Source organism: Kitasatospora paranensis (assembly GCF_039544005.1).
Lineage (GTDB): Bacteria > Actinomycetota > Actinomycetes > Streptomycetales > Streptomycetaceae > Kitasatospora > Kitasatospora paranensis.
On sequence record NZ_BAABKV010000001.1, the window covers coordinates 6,368,443 to 6,383,542 of the forward strand.

The 15,100-nt window shown below is 76.6% G+C and carries 15 protein-coding genes and 1 pseudogene; 10 read left to right on the top strand and 6 right to left on the bottom strand.

Annotation, left to right across the window (positions count from 1 at the left end; genetic code table 11):
- Positions 1-759, bottom strand: a complete 759-nt coding sequence (locus ABEB13_RS30270; protein ID WP_345707998.1) for a hypothetical protein — start codon at positions 757-759, stop codon at positions 1-3.
- A gap of 257 nt (positions 760-1,016) precedes the next feature.
- Positions 1,017-1,979 carry a LuxR C-terminal-related transcriptional regulator gene (locus ABEB13_RS30275; RefSeq protein WP_345707999.1) on the bottom strand — a complete coding sequence of 321 codons (963 nt, stop codon included), beginning with the start codon at positions 1,977-1,979 and terminating at the stop codon, positions 1,017-1,019.
- 718 nt (positions 1,980-2,697) lie between these two features.
- On the opposite strand from ABEB13_RS30275, the gene ABEB13_RS30280 reads away from it, so the two are divergent.
- The 9 genes and pseudogenes from ABEB13_RS30280 to ABEB13_RS30320 all read left to right on the top strand — a co-directional run bounded on the left by ABEB13_RS30280 (position 2,698) and on the right by ABEB13_RS30320 (position 10,992).
- Positions 2,698-3,642, top strand: a complete 945-nt coding sequence (locus ABEB13_RS30280) for an ABC transporter permease (RefSeq protein WP_345708000.1) — start codon at positions 2,698-2,700, stop codon at positions 3,640-3,642.
- 2 nt (positions 3,643-3,644) lie between these two features.
- Positions 3,645-4,487: an ABC transporter permease gene (locus ABEB13_RS30285; protein ID WP_345708001.1), complete on the top strand. Its 843-nt coding sequence runs from the start codon at positions 3,645-3,647 to the stop codon at positions 4,485-4,487.
- Positions 4,484-5,263: an ABC transporter ATP-binding protein gene (locus ABEB13_RS30290; protein WP_345708002.1), complete on the top strand. Its 780-nt coding sequence runs from the start codon at positions 4,484-4,486 to the stop codon at positions 5,261-5,263. Before ABEB13_RS30285 ends, ABEB13_RS30290 begins: the two co-directional genes overlap by 4 nt.
- Positions 5,260-5,502: pseudogene (locus ABEB13_RS30295) on the top strand (ATP-binding cassette domain-containing protein); the annotation flags it as partial. The gene ABEB13_RS30290 and the pseudogene ABEB13_RS30295, both read left to right, overlap by 4 nt.
- A 71-nt stretch (positions 5,503-5,573) precedes the next feature.
- Positions 5,574-6,026, top strand: a complete 453-nt coding sequence (locus ABEB13_RS30300; RefSeq protein WP_345708003.1) for an ATP-binding cassette domain-containing protein — start codon at positions 5,574-5,576, stop codon at positions 6,024-6,026.
- 35 nt (positions 6,027-6,061) lie between these two features.
- Complete coding sequence (locus tag ABEB13_RS30305) at positions 6,062-7,690, top strand: ABC transporter substrate-binding protein (protein ID WP_345708004.1); 1,629 nt, start codon at positions 6,062-6,064, stop codon at positions 7,688-7,690.
- Positions 7,691-7,747: 57 nt separating this feature from the next.
- Complete coding sequence (locus ABEB13_RS30310) at positions 7,748-8,776, top strand: LLM class F420-dependent oxidoreductase (protein WP_345708005.1); 1,029 nt, start codon at positions 7,748-7,750, stop codon at positions 8,774-8,776.
- Between the two features lie 33 nt (positions 8,777-8,809).
- Positions 8,810-9,910: an LLM class flavin-dependent oxidoreductase gene (locus ABEB13_RS30315; protein ID WP_345709877.1), complete on the top strand. Its 1,101-nt coding sequence runs from the start codon at positions 8,810-8,812 to the stop codon at positions 9,908-9,910.
- A 98-nt stretch (positions 9,911-10,008) separates the two neighbouring features.
- Entirely contained in the window at positions 10,009-10,992 is a 984-nt protein-coding gene (locus tag ABEB13_RS30320; RefSeq protein WP_345709878.1) for a PfkB family carbohydrate kinase, read from the top strand.
- A 37-nt stretch (positions 10,993-11,029) separates the two neighbouring features.
- Here ABEB13_RS30320 and ABEB13_RS30325 read toward each other — a convergent pair whose 3' ends face one another.
- Both ABEB13_RS30325 and ABEB13_RS30330 read right to left on the bottom strand, forming a co-directional pair.
- Complete coding sequence (locus ABEB13_RS30325; protein ID WP_345709879.1) at positions 11,030-11,971, bottom strand: ROK family protein; 942 nt, start codon at positions 11,969-11,971, stop codon at positions 11,030-11,032.
- Between the two features lie 213 nt (positions 11,972-12,184).
- A complete protein-coding gene (locus tag ABEB13_RS30330; protein ID WP_345708006.1) occupies positions 12,185-12,505 on the bottom strand; it encodes a hypothetical protein in 321 nt (106 codons plus the stop codon).
- Between the two features lie 93 nt (positions 12,506-12,598).
- Between ABEB13_RS30330 and grpE the strand changes: the two genes are divergently transcribed.
- Positions 12,599-13,036, top strand: a complete 438-nt coding sequence (grpE, locus tag ABEB13_RS30335; protein WP_100887866.1) for a nucleotide exchange factor GrpE — start codon at positions 12,599-12,601, stop codon at positions 13,034-13,036.
- A 52-nt stretch (positions 13,037-13,088) separates the two neighbouring features.
- Here the strand turns inward: grpE and ABEB13_RS30340 are convergent, their stop codons facing one another.
- Both ABEB13_RS30340 and ABEB13_RS30345 read right to left on the bottom strand, forming a co-directional pair.
- On the bottom strand, positions 13,089-13,544 hold the full coding sequence (locus ABEB13_RS30340; protein WP_345708007.1) for a hypothetical protein: 456 nt from the start codon (positions 13,542-13,544) through the stop codon (positions 13,089-13,091).
- Positions 13,545-13,599: 55 nt separating this feature from the next.
- Positions 13,600-15,093: a phytoene desaturase family protein gene (locus ABEB13_RS30345; RefSeq protein WP_345708008.1), complete on the bottom strand. Its 1,494-nt coding sequence runs from the start codon at positions 15,091-15,093 to the stop codon at positions 13,600-13,602.
- Between the last annotated feature and the right edge of the window lie 7 nt (positions 15,094-15,100).

Consider the following 15,100-nt stretch of genomic DNA (forward strand, 5'->3'; position numbering starts at 1 on the left):
TCAGGCCTCCCGGGATTCGTCGGTGCGGTCGGTGCGGTCGGTGCGGTCGGTGCGGTCGGCGCGGCCCGGGGCGCACGCCTCCCAGCGGCAGCCGTGCCCGGTCGGGCCGCTGTGCAGCCGGTGCGCCGGGCGGTAGCCCTTGGCGCGGATGTTGGCGGAGAGCGCCTCGGTGCAGTACGTGCACGGCGAGGCCAGCGTGATCCGGACGCCGCTGCGGCGGGCCTTCTCGCGGTAGTCCCAGATCGCGCAGTGCGTGATGGTGAGCGCCGCCGCCTCCGCGGTGGGCGGCGCCTCGTCGTCGAACTCGTAGTCGGACCCGTACAGTTCGGCCTGCCGGGCGATGCGGTGGATCGGGTCGGCGGCGCCCCGGCCGTGGTCGGGCTCGACCTCCCGGTGCACCTCGGCGTTCGACCGGGCCCAGGCGGCCAGAACCTCCTCGCCGTAGCGGGCGACCAGGAACCGCTCCATCAGCGCCTGGCCGCGGAAGAACACCCGCTGCCACTCGGAGGCCGGCGCGGTGGCCGCGTCCGGCAGGTCGGCGAAGATCTCCGACTGGAGGGCGAACCAGTCGGTCAGGTGCACCTCGTCGCCCCGCGACACCAGGTAGCGGGTCAGACCGGCCTCGGCCTCGTGCAGGCGGCGGCGCCACAGCGCGGAACGCTCGGCGTCCGGCATCGCGCGGTACGGCGATCTCGGCTGCTCGGGCGCGGCGGGCCGGTCGCCGGTGCGTGCGATGGTTCCGTCGGACACATCGCCCATCGGGGTCTCCCTTCGGCTGGAGTGTCGACCGCTGGCGCGGCGACCGCGGCGGCCCGGCCGCCCGTGGCCGGCCCGCACTGCCCACGCTACGAACCGCCGACGGTCGGTCAGAAGCCCCGAACGGAGCCGCCGTGGGCGACCATCGGCGCCCCGGGATGCTCCGAAGGTCGCCCCCGCGGCCCCCGCCGGGCCCGGCACGCCGGGGGCGGGCCCCGATGGTCGGGACCCGCCCCCGGACGGTGCGGCGGCGGACGCGGTCAGCCGGCCAGGCCGTGCCGGTGCGCGTACAGGGCCGCCCGCAGCCGGTCGGACTGGCCGATCTTGCGCATCGCCTGGGTGAGGTGCTTCTTCACGGTGGCCTCGGCGAGGGCCAGTTCGCGGCCGATCTCGGCGTTGCTCAGGCCCAGCGCCAGCTTGGCGAGCACCTCGCGCTCCCGTGCGGTGAGGCCGACCTGCTGCGGCTGCGGCTCGGCCGCGTGGCCCACCGTCCCGGTCGGGTGGTGACGGGCCGGCGGCGGCGCGGGCAGGAACACCGACCCGCCTGCCGCGGCCAGTTGCACGGCACCGATGATGCGGTCCTCGGCCAGGTCCAGCGGGAAGCAGCCGCTGGCGCCGGCCAGCAGGATCCGGCTGGCCTCCGCCGTCGACTCGGCGCGGCGCAGCAGCAGCACCCGGGCGTCGGGCGCCCCGTCGGGCCCGCGCAGCGCCACCACGGCGGCCAGGTCGTCGCCGAGGGTGGCGCCCCGGCCGAGCAGGATCACGTCGGGCCGCACCCGGCGGACGGCGGCCACCGCGCGCAGCGGGTCGCCGGTCGAGCCGACCACCGCCAGCCCCGGCACCGACGCCAGCACGCTGCGCAGCCCGGCGCTGGCCACCGGATGGCGTTCCATCAGGAACACCCGTGCCACGGCGGTGCGGTGGGGCTCACCACCGCCGCACATCGGATGCCCGCAGGCGCACGCGGCGGCCGTCGCCGCGACCGCCGGCACGGCCTCGGCCAGCAGTTGGTGACCGGCGATCAGGTCGAGCGGGTTGTCGATCTCGGCGTGCAACAGGACGTCGGACGGGCCGGGCGCACCCGAACCGGGAGCGCCGTGGCCGCCGGTGGCGGACGGCCCGGCGGGCGGGCCGCTCGGCGGGCCGACCCGTTGCGGGCGGCGGATCGGGTGGCGGCAGGTCCGGGCGGCGCCGGGCCCGGCCAGCTGGGTCAGTGCTGCCATCGCGGACCTCCGGTGGCGGAGGGCGGTTCGGTGTGGTGCGGCATCGCGGTGCGGTCCCCTCGAAGGTGGCGGGCCGGCCCTCGGGCACGGCGCTACGGCGGGGATCCGTGGCGGCTGCGGACGGGCCGCCGGCCCGGCAGGGGGCAGGCGGCGGCGCAGCGGTGGATCCCGGGGTGGGGAGGGGCGCTGACGCGGCGCGGGAGAGCGGCCTGGCGGTCAGCGCGTGACGCGCGGTCGACACAGCTCGTCGAAGCACCTGCGGTGCCAGGAGCCGCCGATCCCGACCAGGGTGAAGTCGGTCCGCCGATTAGCCATACAACCAGCCTAGGTCCGGCTCTCGCAGCAGGTCAAGGACGGGACCGGGGCCCGGCGGCGGGGGCAGCGGCGAACACCGGCCCCGCACTCCTATGAGCAGCGGTAACAGCATGAACTGCTGACTGGCTGTCCGGCCCCGTGGCCCGCAGCCTTCCTGACAGCGGCCGGACGTCCCGGCGCGGCGCTGCGTCTGCCGTCGCCGCACCGTTCCCCGAACCGCCACCCGTCCGGCACCCCGGACCGCCACCCGCCCGGTACCCCGTGCCGCCGTACCCGGCCCCGGCCGGCGGGGCGCCCGACGCCGCCGGACCACCCGACGCCCAGGAAGGAATCCGCACATGCCCGCCCCCGCCCACCGGCCCGCCGCCGGCCCGCCCGGCGCCCCGCCCCGGAGGGCCGACGGGTGAGACGGTTCCTGCTGCGCCGCCTGCTGCTGGCGGTGCCCACCCTGCTCGGGGTCACCGCGGTGGTCTTCGTGACCGTCGCCCTCGTCCCGGGCGACCCGGTGGCCGCCTTCCTCGGCCCCGGCGCCCCGCCCGAGGCCCGGGCCGAACTGGCACAGCGCCTCGGCCTGGACCGCCCGCTGCCCGTCCGCTACCTGTCCTGGCTGGCCCACGCCGCCACCGGCGACCTCGGCACCTCCATCTCCGCCCAGCGGCCCGTGGCGCAGCTGCTGGTGCCCGCACTCGGGCAGACCCTCACCCTGACCGCGGCGGCGTTCGCCCTGGTGCTGGCCGGTGGCGTGCTGCTCGGGGCGGCCGGCGCGCTGCGTCCCCGCGGGTTCGGCGGCCGGCTGTCCGGCGTGCTGTCCACACTGGCCGTCTCGGCGCCGCAGTACTCGGTGGCCCTGGTGCTGATCGCGGTCGTCTCGGTGCAGCTGCGCTGGCTGCCGGCCGGCGGCACCCACGACGCGTTCGGCGACGGCGGCCCGGCCGACCTGCTGCGCCACCTGGTGCTGCCGGCCGTCGCCTCCGCGCTCGTCCCGCTGGGGCTGACCGCCCGGGTGTTCCGGGCGGTGCTCGGCTCGGTGCTGGCCGGCGAGCTCGCCGACGGGCTGCGGGCCCGGGGGCTGGGCCGGTGGGCGGTGCTGCGGCACTGCGTGCACAACGCCTCGCCCGCCCTGCTGACCATCGGCGGCCTGCAACTCGCCTACCTGCTGGAGGGGGTGGTCTTCGTGGAGACCCTGTTCGCCTGGCCCGGCATCGGCCGGTTGCTCTACGACGCGCTGTCCGCCCGCGACCTGCCGCTCGTCCAGGGCAGCGTGCTGGTGGTGGCGGTGGCCTTCGTCGGCGTCAACATCCTGGTGGACGCCGCGCACGCTCTGATCGACCCCCGGGTGAGGAGCTGACGATGCGCCGTCGCCTGCTTCCCCGCCTGCCCGTCGTGCTCCCGGCCGTCCTCGCCGTGCTGCTCCTGCTGCTGGCGGTGGCCGCCCCGCTGGCCGCCCCCGACGACCCGGCCGCCGGGCACCTCCAGGACCGCCTGCTGGACCCGGGCAGCCCCGGCCACCTGCTCGGCACCGACGGCCAGGGCCGCGACATGCTCAGCCGGCTGATCTGGGCCGCCCGGGCGTCGCTCACTGGCGGGATCGTCCCGGTGGCCGTCGCCGCCGCGGCCGGCACCCTGCTGGGCGTCGCCGCGGGCCTCGGCGGGCGGGTGCTGGAGCAGGCCCTGCTGCGCTCGCTGGACGTGCTGTACGCCTTCCCCGGGGTGCTGCTGGCCATCGCCGTCGCGACCCTGCTGCGACCCGGCCTCGGGGCCACCCTGCTCGCCCTGTCCGTGGTGCTCACCCCGGCCGTCGCCCGGGTCGCCTTCACCGAGGTCCAGCGGATCCGGACGGCCGAGTACCTGGAGGCCGCGCGGGTCAGCGGGGCCGGGCCGGTCTCCCTGGTGCTCCGCCAGGTCGTCCCGGTGGTCGCCCCGGTCGTCCTTGTGTACTGCTCCTCGCTGGTCGGTCTCGCCGTCGTGTACGCCGCCGGGCTGTCCTTCCTCGGTCTCGGTGTCGGCCCGCCGACCGCCGAATGGGGCGCCATGCTCGACGAGCTGCGGCCGAGCCTGTTCACCCACCCGTGGGTGGCGGTGCTGCCCGCGCTCGCCGTCCTGCTGGTGTCGGTGGTCTTCAACACCCTCGGTGAGGCGCTGCGCCACCGCATCGGCGACACCGGGGCCCGGCTGCCGGAGGCCGTCCGATGAGCGGGCTGGAGGTCACGGACCTCGGCGTCCGGTACCCGGGCGGCGTCCGGGCGGTGGACGGGGTGTCGCTGGCGGTCGAGCCCGGCGCGGCGCTCGTCCTGCTCGGCGAGTCCGGCAGCGGCAAGACCACCGTCGCCCGCACCGTGCTCGGCCTGCCCGGCCGCGGCGCCGAGGTCACCGGCTCCGTCCGGCTGGCCGGCACCGAGCTGACGGCCCTCGACGAGCGTGCGCTGTCCCGGGTGCGCGGCCGGCGGATCGGCTACGTCCCGCAGGACCCGACGGCCTCGCTGGACCCGCTGCGCCGGATCGGCCCGCAACTCGCCGAGGTGCTGCGCCGCCACCGGATAGCGGAGGGCCGCAGGGCGCTCGCCGCCGCGGTCGCCCGGCTGCTCGGCACCGCCGGGATCCCCGACCCGGACCGGGTCGCCCGGGCCTACCCGCACGAGCTCTCCGGCGGCCTGCGGCAACGCGCCGCGATCGCCGTCGCGATCGCCTGCGGTCCCGAACTGGTGGTCGCCGACGAGCCGACCACCGCGCTGGACGCGCTCGTCCGCGGCCGGATCCTCGACCTGTTCGCCACCCTGCGCGCCGAATGCGGCATCGCCCTGCTGCTGGTCACCCACGACCTGGCGGCGGCCCGCCGGGTCGGCGGCGAGGTCGCGGTGATGCGCGCGGGCCGGATCGTCGAGGCCGGGCCCGCCGAGCGGGTGCTCTCCAGCCCCGGCCACGCCTTCACCGCGGCGCTCGTCGCCGCCGACCCGGGAGCGCACCGATGACCGCCTCCGCCCTGCTGAGCGTCGACCGCGTCGTCAAGCGCTACGGCGACCGGCTCGCCCTGGACGGCGTCAGCCTCGCGGTCGGCCCGGGCGAGGCGGTCGGCCTGGTCGGCGAGTCCGGCTCCGGCAAGTCCACGCTGGCCCGGCTCGCGCTGGGGCTGCTCGCCCCCGACGGCGGCACCGTCCGCTTCGCCGGCCGGGATCCGTACCGGCTGCGTGGTGCGCGGGACCGGTCCGTCCGGGCACGGCTGCAGTTCGTGCCGCAGCACCCGCGCGGCTCGCTCAACCCGGCCCTGCGGGCGGGGAGGCGGTGGCCTTCGCGCTGCGGCTGCACGGCACACCGCGCCGCGGGCGCGCCGAGGCCGTCGCCGGGCTGTTCCGGCAGGTCGGCCTGGAGCCCGCGCTGGCCGCCCGGTACCCGCGCGAACTCTCCGGCGGCCAGCTCCAGCGGGTCGCCGTCGCCCGGGCCCTGGCGACCGGTCCCGACCTGCTGGTCTGCGACGAACCGACCTCCGCGCTCGACCGCGGGGCCCAGGTGCGGCTGCTCGACCTGCTCACCGACCTGCGGGAGCGGTCCGGCCTCGGCTACCTGTTCATCTCCCACGACCTCGCGGTCGTCCGGCACCTGGCCCACCGGGTGCTGGTCCTGCGGCACGGGCGCGTCCTGGAGGAGGGCCGCACCGCCGACCTCTGGGCCGCCCCCGCGCACCCCTACACCCGGGCGCTGCTCGAAGCCGCCACCGGGCGCACCACCCTCACCTGACACACCGGCACCACGAACCCGAACGAGGACACACCATGACGCACCACCCGCTGCGCGCCGCCCGTTCCAGAGCCGCCGCCCTCCCGACGGCCGCCGCCCTGCTGTTCGCGGCCACCGGCTGCGCGTCCGGCGGTGCCTCCGGCGCGGGCGACGCCGCCGGCGGCGCGGACCGCGGGGGCACCCTGGTCGTCGGGGCCACCGGCAGGCTCCCCAACCCGGACACCGTGATCGGCGGCGCCGGCTTCGAGGGCAAGCGTCTGGTCGGCTTCCAGATCTACGAGGGCCTGACCCGGTACGAGCTGCTGAAGAACACCGACCGGCCGCCGGTCGTCACCGGCGCCCTCGCCGAGTCCTGGCAGGTCGCCGCCGACGCGCGGACCTGGACCTTCCAGCTGCGCAAGGGCGTGAAGTTCCAGGACGGCACGGCGTTCGACGCCGACGCGGTGGTCTTCAACCTGGACCGCTACCTCAACAAGAAGAGCCCTGAGTACACCGACGCCCTCGGCGCCGCCGCCAAGGAGTACGCCGGCGACATCGTCTCCTACCGCAAGACCGACGCCGACCACGTCGAGCTCGTCACCAAGGACCCGAACGGGCACTTCCCCGAGGACCTGGCGCACGTCCTGATCGCCAGCCCCACGGCCGTCCGCAGGACCGGCTCGGCCAACTTCTCCCGGCACCCGGTCGGCACCGGCCCGTTCTCCTTCGTCTCGCAGACCGAGGGCCAGCAGATCGAGCTCGCCGCCAACAAGGACTACTGGCGCGGGGCCCCCAAGCTCGACCGGCTGATCGTCAAGTCCTTCCCGGACGCCGCCGCCCGCACCGCCGCGCTCCGCTCCGGCGGCGTCAACTGGATCGAGTACCCCAACCCCGACGACATCCAGACCCTGAAGGCCGACGGCGCCACCATCGCCACCAACAGCTACGACCACCTCTGGTACTGGATCCTGGACACCACCAAGGGGCCGTGGCGCGACCCGCGCGTCCGGCAGGCCGCCAACTACGCGATCAACCGCCGGGCGATCGCCGAGAAGCTGCTCCAGGGCACCGCCGACCCCGCCTACCAGGCCGCTCCCCGGGCCACGGCCGCCTACGACCCGTCCGGCGACGTCTACTCCTACGACCCGGGCAAGGCCAAGCAGTTGCTCGCCGCAGCCGGCGTCCCGAACGGCTTCTCCACCTCGGTCACCGTGCCCACCGGCGGTTCCGGCAACCTGCTGCCCGTGCCGATCGCCGAGGCCCTCCAGCGCGACCTGGCCGCCGTCGGCATCAAGGTCGAACTGCGCACCACCGACTGGACGACGCTGATCGGCGCCGAGGCCAAGGGCCAGGTCGCGCTCGGCTCCGACGCCATCGCCCAGTCCACCACGCTGTTCCAGTCCGAGGCGCTGCTGCCGCTCTTCATCGGCTCCAAGAGCCCGTTCTGGACGGGCCACTACAGCAACCCGAAGGTCGACGCGCTGCTCGCCGCCGCCTCCGCCTCGCCCGACCAGGCCAGGCGGACGGCGGACTACCGCACCGCGCTCGCCCAGGTCACCGAGGACGCGCCGTGGCTGTTCGTGGTCAACGACCGCAACCCGCGCGCCCTGTCGCCGAAGGTCCAGGGGCTCGTCCAGCCGCAGTCCTGGTTCCTCGACCTGACCACCGTCTGGGTCCGCAGGTAGCCGTCGGCCCAGGCCCGCCCCGCACATCGAAGGCACCACAGGAAGGACGGCCGACCCATGACCGCCCCGTACGAACCGCTCCACCACACCGAGGCGGCACCGCCCCGGTGGGGCATCACCCTCCCGCTGCCGGGCCTCACCATCGACCGGCACCGCTTCCTCGTCGAGCGGCTCCCCGACCTCGGCTACACCGACGTCTGGAGCGCGGAGGGCGGCGGTACGGACGCCTTCACCCCGCTGGCGGCCACCGCCGCGTGGTCGTCGGGCCTGCGGATCGGCACCGGGATCGTCCCGGTGCACACCCGCGGCCCCGCGGTGCTCGCCCAGACCGCCGCCACCCTCGCCCAACTCGCCCCCGGGCGGCTGCTGCTGGGCATCGGCGCGTCGGTTCCGGCGCACGTCACCGACATCAACGGCATCCCGTTCGACGAGCCGTTCAAGCGCACCCGGGACGTCCTGCGGTTCGTCACCCGGGCGCTGCGCGGCGAGCACATCGCCGGCGACTTCGACACCTTCTCGATCACCGGCTACCGGCTGCCGCACCCGCCCGCCGACCCGGTCAAGGTGATCCTCGGCGCGCTGCGCCCCGGCATGCTGAAGCTCGGCTTCACCGAGGGGGACGGCGCCATCACCAACCTGCTGTTCCCCCAGGACGTGCCCAAGGTGCTGGACGCCGTCGGCCCGCAGCCGCCCGGCAAGGAACTGGTCGTCAAGGTCTTCGTCTGCCCCACCGAGGACACCGACTACGCGCACCGCGCCACCCGGCCCTTCCTCGCCTGGATCCTCAACCGGGACCCGTACCGGAAGTTCCACGAGTGGCTCGGGAACGGCGACCTGCTCGCCGAGACCCACGAGCGCTGGGCGGCCGGCGACCCGGAGGGCGCCCAGAAGGCGCTGCCCGACGAGGTCGTCGACGGACTGTTCATCAGCGGCTCCCCGGAGGAGTGCCGCGAACGGATCCTGCAGTACCACCGCCCCGGCGTCACCACCATCCAGCTGTACGTCTCGCTGCCACCCGAGGTCTTCGTCAGCCGGGCCCGGCTGCTGGACACCCTGGCCCGGCTCGGCCCCGCAGCCGGCCGCTGACCGGGCCGACCGTCCCCGGCGCCCGCCGTCCACATCGAAGGGACACCCGATGGAACTGGAGATCCGCGGCGGCGTCCGCGCCGCACCCCTCCCGGGCCGCACCCCGCAGGAGCGGCAGGCCCTGCGGCACGCCCCCGACCTGCGCGAGCGGACCCCGACCCGGCGTACGTGGCCCGCACCGCGCGGGAGAACGAGGAGGACGGGCTGGACAGCGCCCTGGTGGTGCAGTCCAGTTCGTGGCCGGACCCGTGGCTGGTGGCCGGCTGGGCGCTGGCCGCCACCGACCGGCTGCGGCTCGCCGTCGCGCACCGGGTCGGCACCACCGCGCCGACCGTCGCCGCCCGGTCGCTGGCCACCCTGGACCGGCTCTCCGGCGGCCGGGTCAGTGCCCACGTCATCGTCGGCTCCAGCGACCTCGACGTCGCCCGCGACGGCGACCTGCTCGGCAAGGAGGACCGCTACCGGCGGGCCGGGGAGTACCTCGACCTGTTCCGCCGGTCGCTGACCGAACACCAGGAGATCGACTTCGCCGGGGAGTTCTACACCGTCCGCGGCGCCCGGGCCGGGCTGCTGCCGCGTCCGGGCGGGGAGCTGGTCTCCTTCGGCGGCTCCTCCCCGCAGGGCGTCGACCTCGCCGCCCGCTTCGCCGAGGTGTACGCCGTCTGCCCGCTGCCGCTGCCGGACACCCGCCGCCGGATCGCCGAGGTCCGGGCGGCGGCCGCCGCCCACGGGCGCACCCTGCGGATCTGGCGGCACGTCACCGTCGTCCTCGGCGACACCGACGAGGACGCCCGCGAGCGCTCCCGCCGACTGCGCCGGGACGCCCTGCGGCTCACCACCGGTGCGGACGCGGGGCGCTGGGCGGAGACCGTCCAGCTCGACCGGGACCGCGAACGCGGCCGCTCCGACCCGCAGCGCGGTACCGAGCAGACCGCCGCCTTCATCCGCCGCTCGCTGGCCGCCGCCCACACCGGCTCGCCCGCCACCGTCGCCGCCCGGATCGGCCTGCTCCGCTCGGCCGGCGTCGACATCGTCCAGCTCGACCTGCCGGTGGAGACCGACCACGACCGGGAGCTGCGCCGCTCCCTGGTCGCCCGGCTGCGCGCCCCCGCCGGCCTGCGCCGCGGCTGGTAGCACCGCGCCGACCCCACCGAAGGGAACCCCATGACCGGCCCCCGGCCGCCGCCACCGGACGGATCGTGATCAGCGGCTCGATCGCCACCGACCACCTGATGACCTTCCCCGGCTCGATCACCGACCAGCTCCTCGCCGACGGGCTGGCCCACGTCTCCCTGTCGTTCCTGGTCGACACCCTGGAGGTGCGGCGCGGGGGAGTGGGCGCCAACATCGCGTTCGGGCTCGGGCGGCTCGGGCTGCGCCCGGTGCTGGTCGGCGCGGCCGGCGCCGACCACGGCCCGTACGACGCCTGGCTGCGCGCCAACGGCGTGGACACGACGGGCGTCCTGGTCGTGCCCGAGCTGTTCACCGCCCGCTTCCTGTGCACCACCGACCTCCGGCAGAACCAGATCGCCTCCTTCTACCCGGGCGCGATGGCGCACGCCGCGGACATCCGGCTGGCCGAGGTGCTCGCCCGGACCGGACCGGCCGCGCTCGTCCTGATCGGCCCGGACGACCCGGACGCCATGCTCCGCCGCACCGCCGAGTGCCGGGCCGCGGGCATCCCGTTCGCCGCCGACCCCTCCCAGCAGCTCGCCCGGCTCGACGGCCCGCGGGCCATCGCCCTGGTCGACGGAGCCCGGTACCTGTTCACCAACGCCTACGAGCGCGAACTGCTGCTGCGCCGCACCGGCCTCGACGCCGCGGCGCTGCTCGGCCGGGTCGGGACGTGGGTCACCACGCTCGGCGCGGACGGCGTCCGGATCGAGCGGGCCGGCCGCCCGCCGGTCGAGGTGCCCGCGCCGCCCGAGCGCGTCCGGGCCGACCCCACCGGTGTCGGCGACGCCTTCCGGGCCGGATTCCTGGCCGCCGGGGCGTGGCGGCTGTCCCTGCCCACCGCGGCCCGGGTCGGCTGCCTGCTGGCCACCCTGGCACTGGAGGCGGTCGGCACCCAGGAGTACGCCTTCGAACCCGGCAGCTTCCTGGACCGGCTCGCCGAGGCCTACGGCCCGGCGGTCGCCGACGAGGTCCGGCCCCACCTGATCCCGCCCGCCCGGCACCCCGGGCGGGCGCGCCGACCGGTCGGCGGGAGCGCTTGACGGCGCCCGCCCGGAAGCAGGGGACGGCCCCGGTGGGCTACCGCCGGGCCGCGGCCGTCCGCATGGCGGCGGCGGCCGCGCCCACCAGGCCCGCGTCCGTGCCGAGCACCGCCCGGTGCACCTGGATGCCCTGCGCGAAGGGCAGCGCCGCGTACGTCGCCAGGTGGCGCGCGAGCGGCTCGAACAGCAGCGGCCCGGCCTGGGCCACGCCGCCGCCGATCACCACGGCCTCCAGCTCGACCAGCGTCGCCGTCGCGGCGATCCCCGCGGCCAGCGCCCGGGCCGACCGGTCGAACGCGGCCAGCGGGACGGCCTCCCCGGCGGCGGCGCCCGCGGCCACCGCGGCCGCGGTGGTGTCGCCGTCCGGGGCCCGCCAGCCGTGCTCCCGCGCGTAGCGGGCGATCGCGGTGCCGCTGGCCAGGATCTCCACGCAGCCCCGGCTCCCGCACGGGCAGGGGGCGCCGTCCAGGTCCACGCTGATGTGGCCGATGTGCCCGGCGTTCCCGGTCGGGCCGGGGCGGACGGCCCCGTCGAGGACGAGGCCGCCGCCGACACCGGTGGAGACCACCATGCACAGCGCGTTGCGGTACCCGGCCGCCGCGCCCCGCCAGGCCTCCGCCTCGGCGATCGCCACGCCGTCCCCGATCAGGGTCACCGGCACGTCCACCGCGGGATGCCCGGCGACCCGCCCGACCAGTGGGAATCCCCGCCAGGAGGCGATGTTCACCGGGCTGACGGTGCCCGCCGCGGTGTCCACCGGGCCGGCACTGCCGATGCCCAGGGCGGCCGCCTCGGCCCAGCGCGGGTGCGCGGCGAGCTCGTCGACCGTGTCCAGGACGGCCCGGGCGACCGTCTCGGCGTCCGCCCGGGCCGGGGTCGGCCGCTGCGCCCGGGCCACCAGCGCGCCGTCCCCGTCGACCAGGGCGGCGGCGATCTTCGTGCCGCCGAGGTCGACGGCGGCCACCAGCGGGGCAGCCACGGCCCCGGTGCCCGGCGGGGTGGGCTGGGCGGCGGTGGGGACAGTCACGTTCGGGCTCCCGGTGGCGTCGGTCGGGCCGCCAGACTACCGGGGCCCGGCGGCGCGGGCGGATCCCTCCGGGCCGCCGCGCCGCAGATGGGAGCCCTGGGGACGGCTCCGCCCGGCGGCGTCAGGGGCGCGGCCCCGCGGCCGGCCGCGGCGCCGTCGACCCGCTCAGCAGCGGGGCGTCGTGGCGCTCGGGGCGGTGCCCGGCGAGGTCGGTGATCCGGTGCCGGGGGTGGCCGCGCCGCCCGGCGCCGGCGGTACCAGCCGGCGGGCCGCGAGGTGTCCGACCCAGTGCCGGCCGCAGCCGGGGCAGGGTGCGCCGCCGTCGGCGGTGTACGGGGACGCGGCGCCGATGCCGTCGTGGGAGAAGAGCTCCCAGTCGGCGCCGTCGTCGTCCCGGTAGTGCTGGACGTCGTAGTCCACCGTCCAGTGGTGCCAGCACTGTCCGCAGGTGAACTCGACCCGCTCCACGGCCAGTTCGGTGATCATCGTGTCTACCTCCCTGCCTCGGCCCTTGACAAGAACTTTATCCGGTTTTATCCCGGTTAGGGGGCGACCGGTAGCACCGAAGGGAGCCGTCCTATGGCGCATGCCGGCGGGGACGGCACCGGGCTGCCACCCGGCGCCGCCGAGGACCTGCGGCGGCTGAAGGCCGAGTACGACAACTACCGCCGCCGGGTCCGCCGCGACCGCCTGGCCGTCCGGGAGATCGCGGTGGCCAACGTGCTCGCCCGGATGCTCCCGGTGCTCGACGCCCTGGACCGCGCGCGGGCCGCGGGCGAGGTCGTGGACGGCTTCGGCGCCGTCGCCGAGCTGCTGGAGGGCGAGCTGGCCGCGCTCGGCCTGGAGTCCGTCGGCGCCGTCGGCGACGCCTTCGACCCGGTGCTCCACCTGGCCATCGGCTACACCCGGTCCGCCGCGGTGGACGCCCCCGTCTGCGTCGAGATCGTCCGCACCGGCTACCGCGTCGGCGACCAGCTGATCCGCCCCGCCGAGGTGGTGGTGGCGGAACCGCCGTGAGCCGCGGTCCCCGGCCGGGCCCCGTCCGGTGCCGGTGGCGTCCGCACGGTCGTCATTGCGCCGAGGCGGACGAGTGCACGACGCCGCCGATCGGCCGGTACAGCTCCACCTCCGCCCGATTGGACGGGTCGAGCGGGCTGGGGTGCGTGAAGGGCGTCGGGAGGAGGAACTCGGCCCAGTGGACGGCCCCCGCGATCACGTAGCTCTCGATCGAATCGGGTTCGAGCAGGTACGCCTGGTGCCTCCTGAACGTCCCGATGCGCCGTTCCAGGGAGGAGCGCTCGCCGGCATCCGCGATCCGGAGGTGGAGCGTGCCGATGTCCTTCCAGCAGGAGATCCGCTGGAGGCCGACGAAACGGAGATCGAGCACCACACCTTCGCCGCGCTCCACCGTGATGTCGTCGAACGGTGGAAAGCCCCGAAGAACGGCGTGGGCATGGCTGTGCCGATAGTCGATCAGACTGAAGCTCCGGGTGTCGAGCAGCTCCGGCGTCGACGAGGTCGGCATCGTGCCGCCTTCCGTACGTAGCGGTGGTGGGTCCGTCCTGTCGGCGGGCGTACCGTCAGGTCCGGTGCCCGGGTGCGACCGCGGCCAGCGGGTCGGTGGTGATGCCGAAGGTGCGGCGCAGGGCGCGGCGGGCGGCGTGGAGGCCGGACATGCCGTGGACGCCGGGGCCGGGCGGGGTGGAGGCGGAGCAGAGGTAGAGGCCGTCCAGGGCAGTGGCGTACGGATCCAGGGCCGCGATCGGGCGGAAGGCGGTCTGCCACAGCGACATCGCGCCGCCGCCGATGTCGCCGCCGACGTAGTTGGCGTTGTGGATCTGCTGGTCGGCGGCGGTGGTCACGGCGCGCGCCAGCACCAGGTCGCGGAAGCCCGGGGCGAAGCGTTCGATCTGGCGCTCGACCGCGTCCGCGACGTCCACCGTGGAGCCGTGCGGCACGTGGGCGTAGCTGTAGAGGGTGTGCCGGCCGGCCGGCGCCCGGGACGGGTCGACCACCCCGGGCTGCACCGCGAGCACGTACGGCCGGGCCGCGTGCCGGCCGGCGGCGACCTCGCGCTCCACGGCCACCGTCTCCTCGCGGCCGCCCGACAGGTGCAGGGTGCCGGCCTCGGCGCAGGCCGGGTCGGCCCACGGGACGGGCCCGGCGAGCGCGAAGTCCACCTTGCAGGCCGCCGAGCCGTACCGGAACGCGCGCAGCCGCCGGGCGTAGCGCTCCGGCAGCCGCCGGCCCGCGAGCCGGAGCAGCCCGGCCGGGGTCAGGTCGAGCAGCACGGCGCGGGCCTCGGGGAGCTCGTCGAGCGTGTCGACCCGGTGGCCGGTGACGATCCGGCCGCCCCGCTCGCGCAGCCCGTCCGCCATGGCGTCGGCGATCGCCTGGCTGCCGCCGCGCGGCACCGGCCAGCCGACCGCGTGCGCCAGCGACGCCAGCAGCATCGCGGTGCCGGCCGGCGGCAGGGCCCGCGGTGGCGCGATCGCGTGGGCCGCGACCCCGGCCAGCATCGCCCGGGCGGCCGGTTCGCGGAACCGGGCCGACCACGCGGGCGTGCCGAACTCGGCGATCCGCAGGCCGAGCCGCAGCGCCGTCAGCGGATCCTGCGGCGGCCGGCGCTGGTCGGAGAGCGCGGCCTGCACCAGGCCCTGCCAGCGTTCGGTCAGGGGGCCGAACACAGCGCGCCAGGCGGGGCCGTCCCGGCCGAGCCGCGCCACCGTCCGGTCGAGGTCCCGGTAGGCGATTCCGGCGGGTGCGCCGTCCAGCGGCTGCGCGTACGCCGCCGTCGGCTGGAGCAGGTCCACCCGGTCCTCCAGGCCGAACGCGCGGAAGAACGGGGAGGCCAGGGCCATCGGGTGGGCCACCGAGCAGACGTCGTGGCGGTACCCGGGGAGGGTGAGCTCCCGCGTCCGGGTGCCGCCGCCGACGGTGGCGGCGGCCTCGTACACCGCGACGTCCAGCCCGGCACCCGCCAGGACCAAGGCCGCGGCCAGGCCGTTGGGGCCGGCGCCGACCACCACCGCGTCGACCCGGCCGTTCGACCGGTCGCCAAGCGTCGAGACCATCGGCCGT

What these genes read in the sequence shown, in the direction of transcription:
- ABEB13_RS30310 (WP_345708005.1), top strand. Translation starts at nt 7,748, where the DNA reads ATGACCGCCCCGTACGAACCGCTCCACCACACCGAGGCGGCACCGCCC.
- ABEB13_RS30285 (WP_345708001.1), top strand. Translation starts at nt 3,645, where the DNA reads ATGCGCCGTCGCCTGCTTCCCCGCCTGCCCGTCGTGCTCCCGGCCGTC.
- ABEB13_RS30305 (WP_345708004.1), top strand. Translation starts at nt 6,062, where the DNA reads ATGACGCACCACCCGCTGCGCGCCGCCCGTTCCAGAGCCGCCGCCCTC.
- ABEB13_RS30275 (WP_345707999.1), bottom strand. Translation starts at nt 1,979, where the DNA reads ATGGCAGCACTGACCCAGCTGGCCGGGCCCGGCGCCGCCCGGACCTGC.
- ABEB13_RS30290 (WP_345708002.1), top strand. Translation starts at nt 4,484, where the DNA reads ATGAGCGGGCTGGAGGTCACGGACCTCGGCGTCCGGTACCCGGGCGGC.
- ABEB13_RS30330 (WP_345708006.1), bottom strand. Translation starts at nt 12,505, where the DNA reads ATGATCACCGAACTGGCCGTGGAGCGGGTCGAGTTCACCTGCGGACAG.
- ABEB13_RS30340 (WP_345708007.1), bottom strand. Translation starts at nt 13,544, where the DNA reads ATGCCGACCTCGTCGACGCCGGAGCTGCTCGACACCCGGAGCTTCAGT.
- ABEB13_RS30320 (WP_345709878.1), top strand. Translation starts at nt 10,009, where the DNA reads ATGACCTTCCCCGGCTCGATCACCGACCAGCTCCTCGCCGACGGGCTG.
- ABEB13_RS30345 (WP_345708008.1), bottom strand. Translation starts at nt 15,093, where the DNA reads ATGGTCTCGACGCTTGGCGACCGGTCGAACGGCCGGGTCGACGCGGTG.
- ABEB13_RS30270 (WP_345707998.1), bottom strand. Translation starts at nt 759, where the DNA reads ATGGGCGATGTGTCCGACGGAACCATCGCACGCACCGGCGACCGGCCC.
- grpE (WP_100887866.1), top strand. Translation starts at nt 12,599, where the DNA reads ATGGCGCATGCCGGCGGGGACGGCACCGGGCTGCCACCCGGCGCCGCC.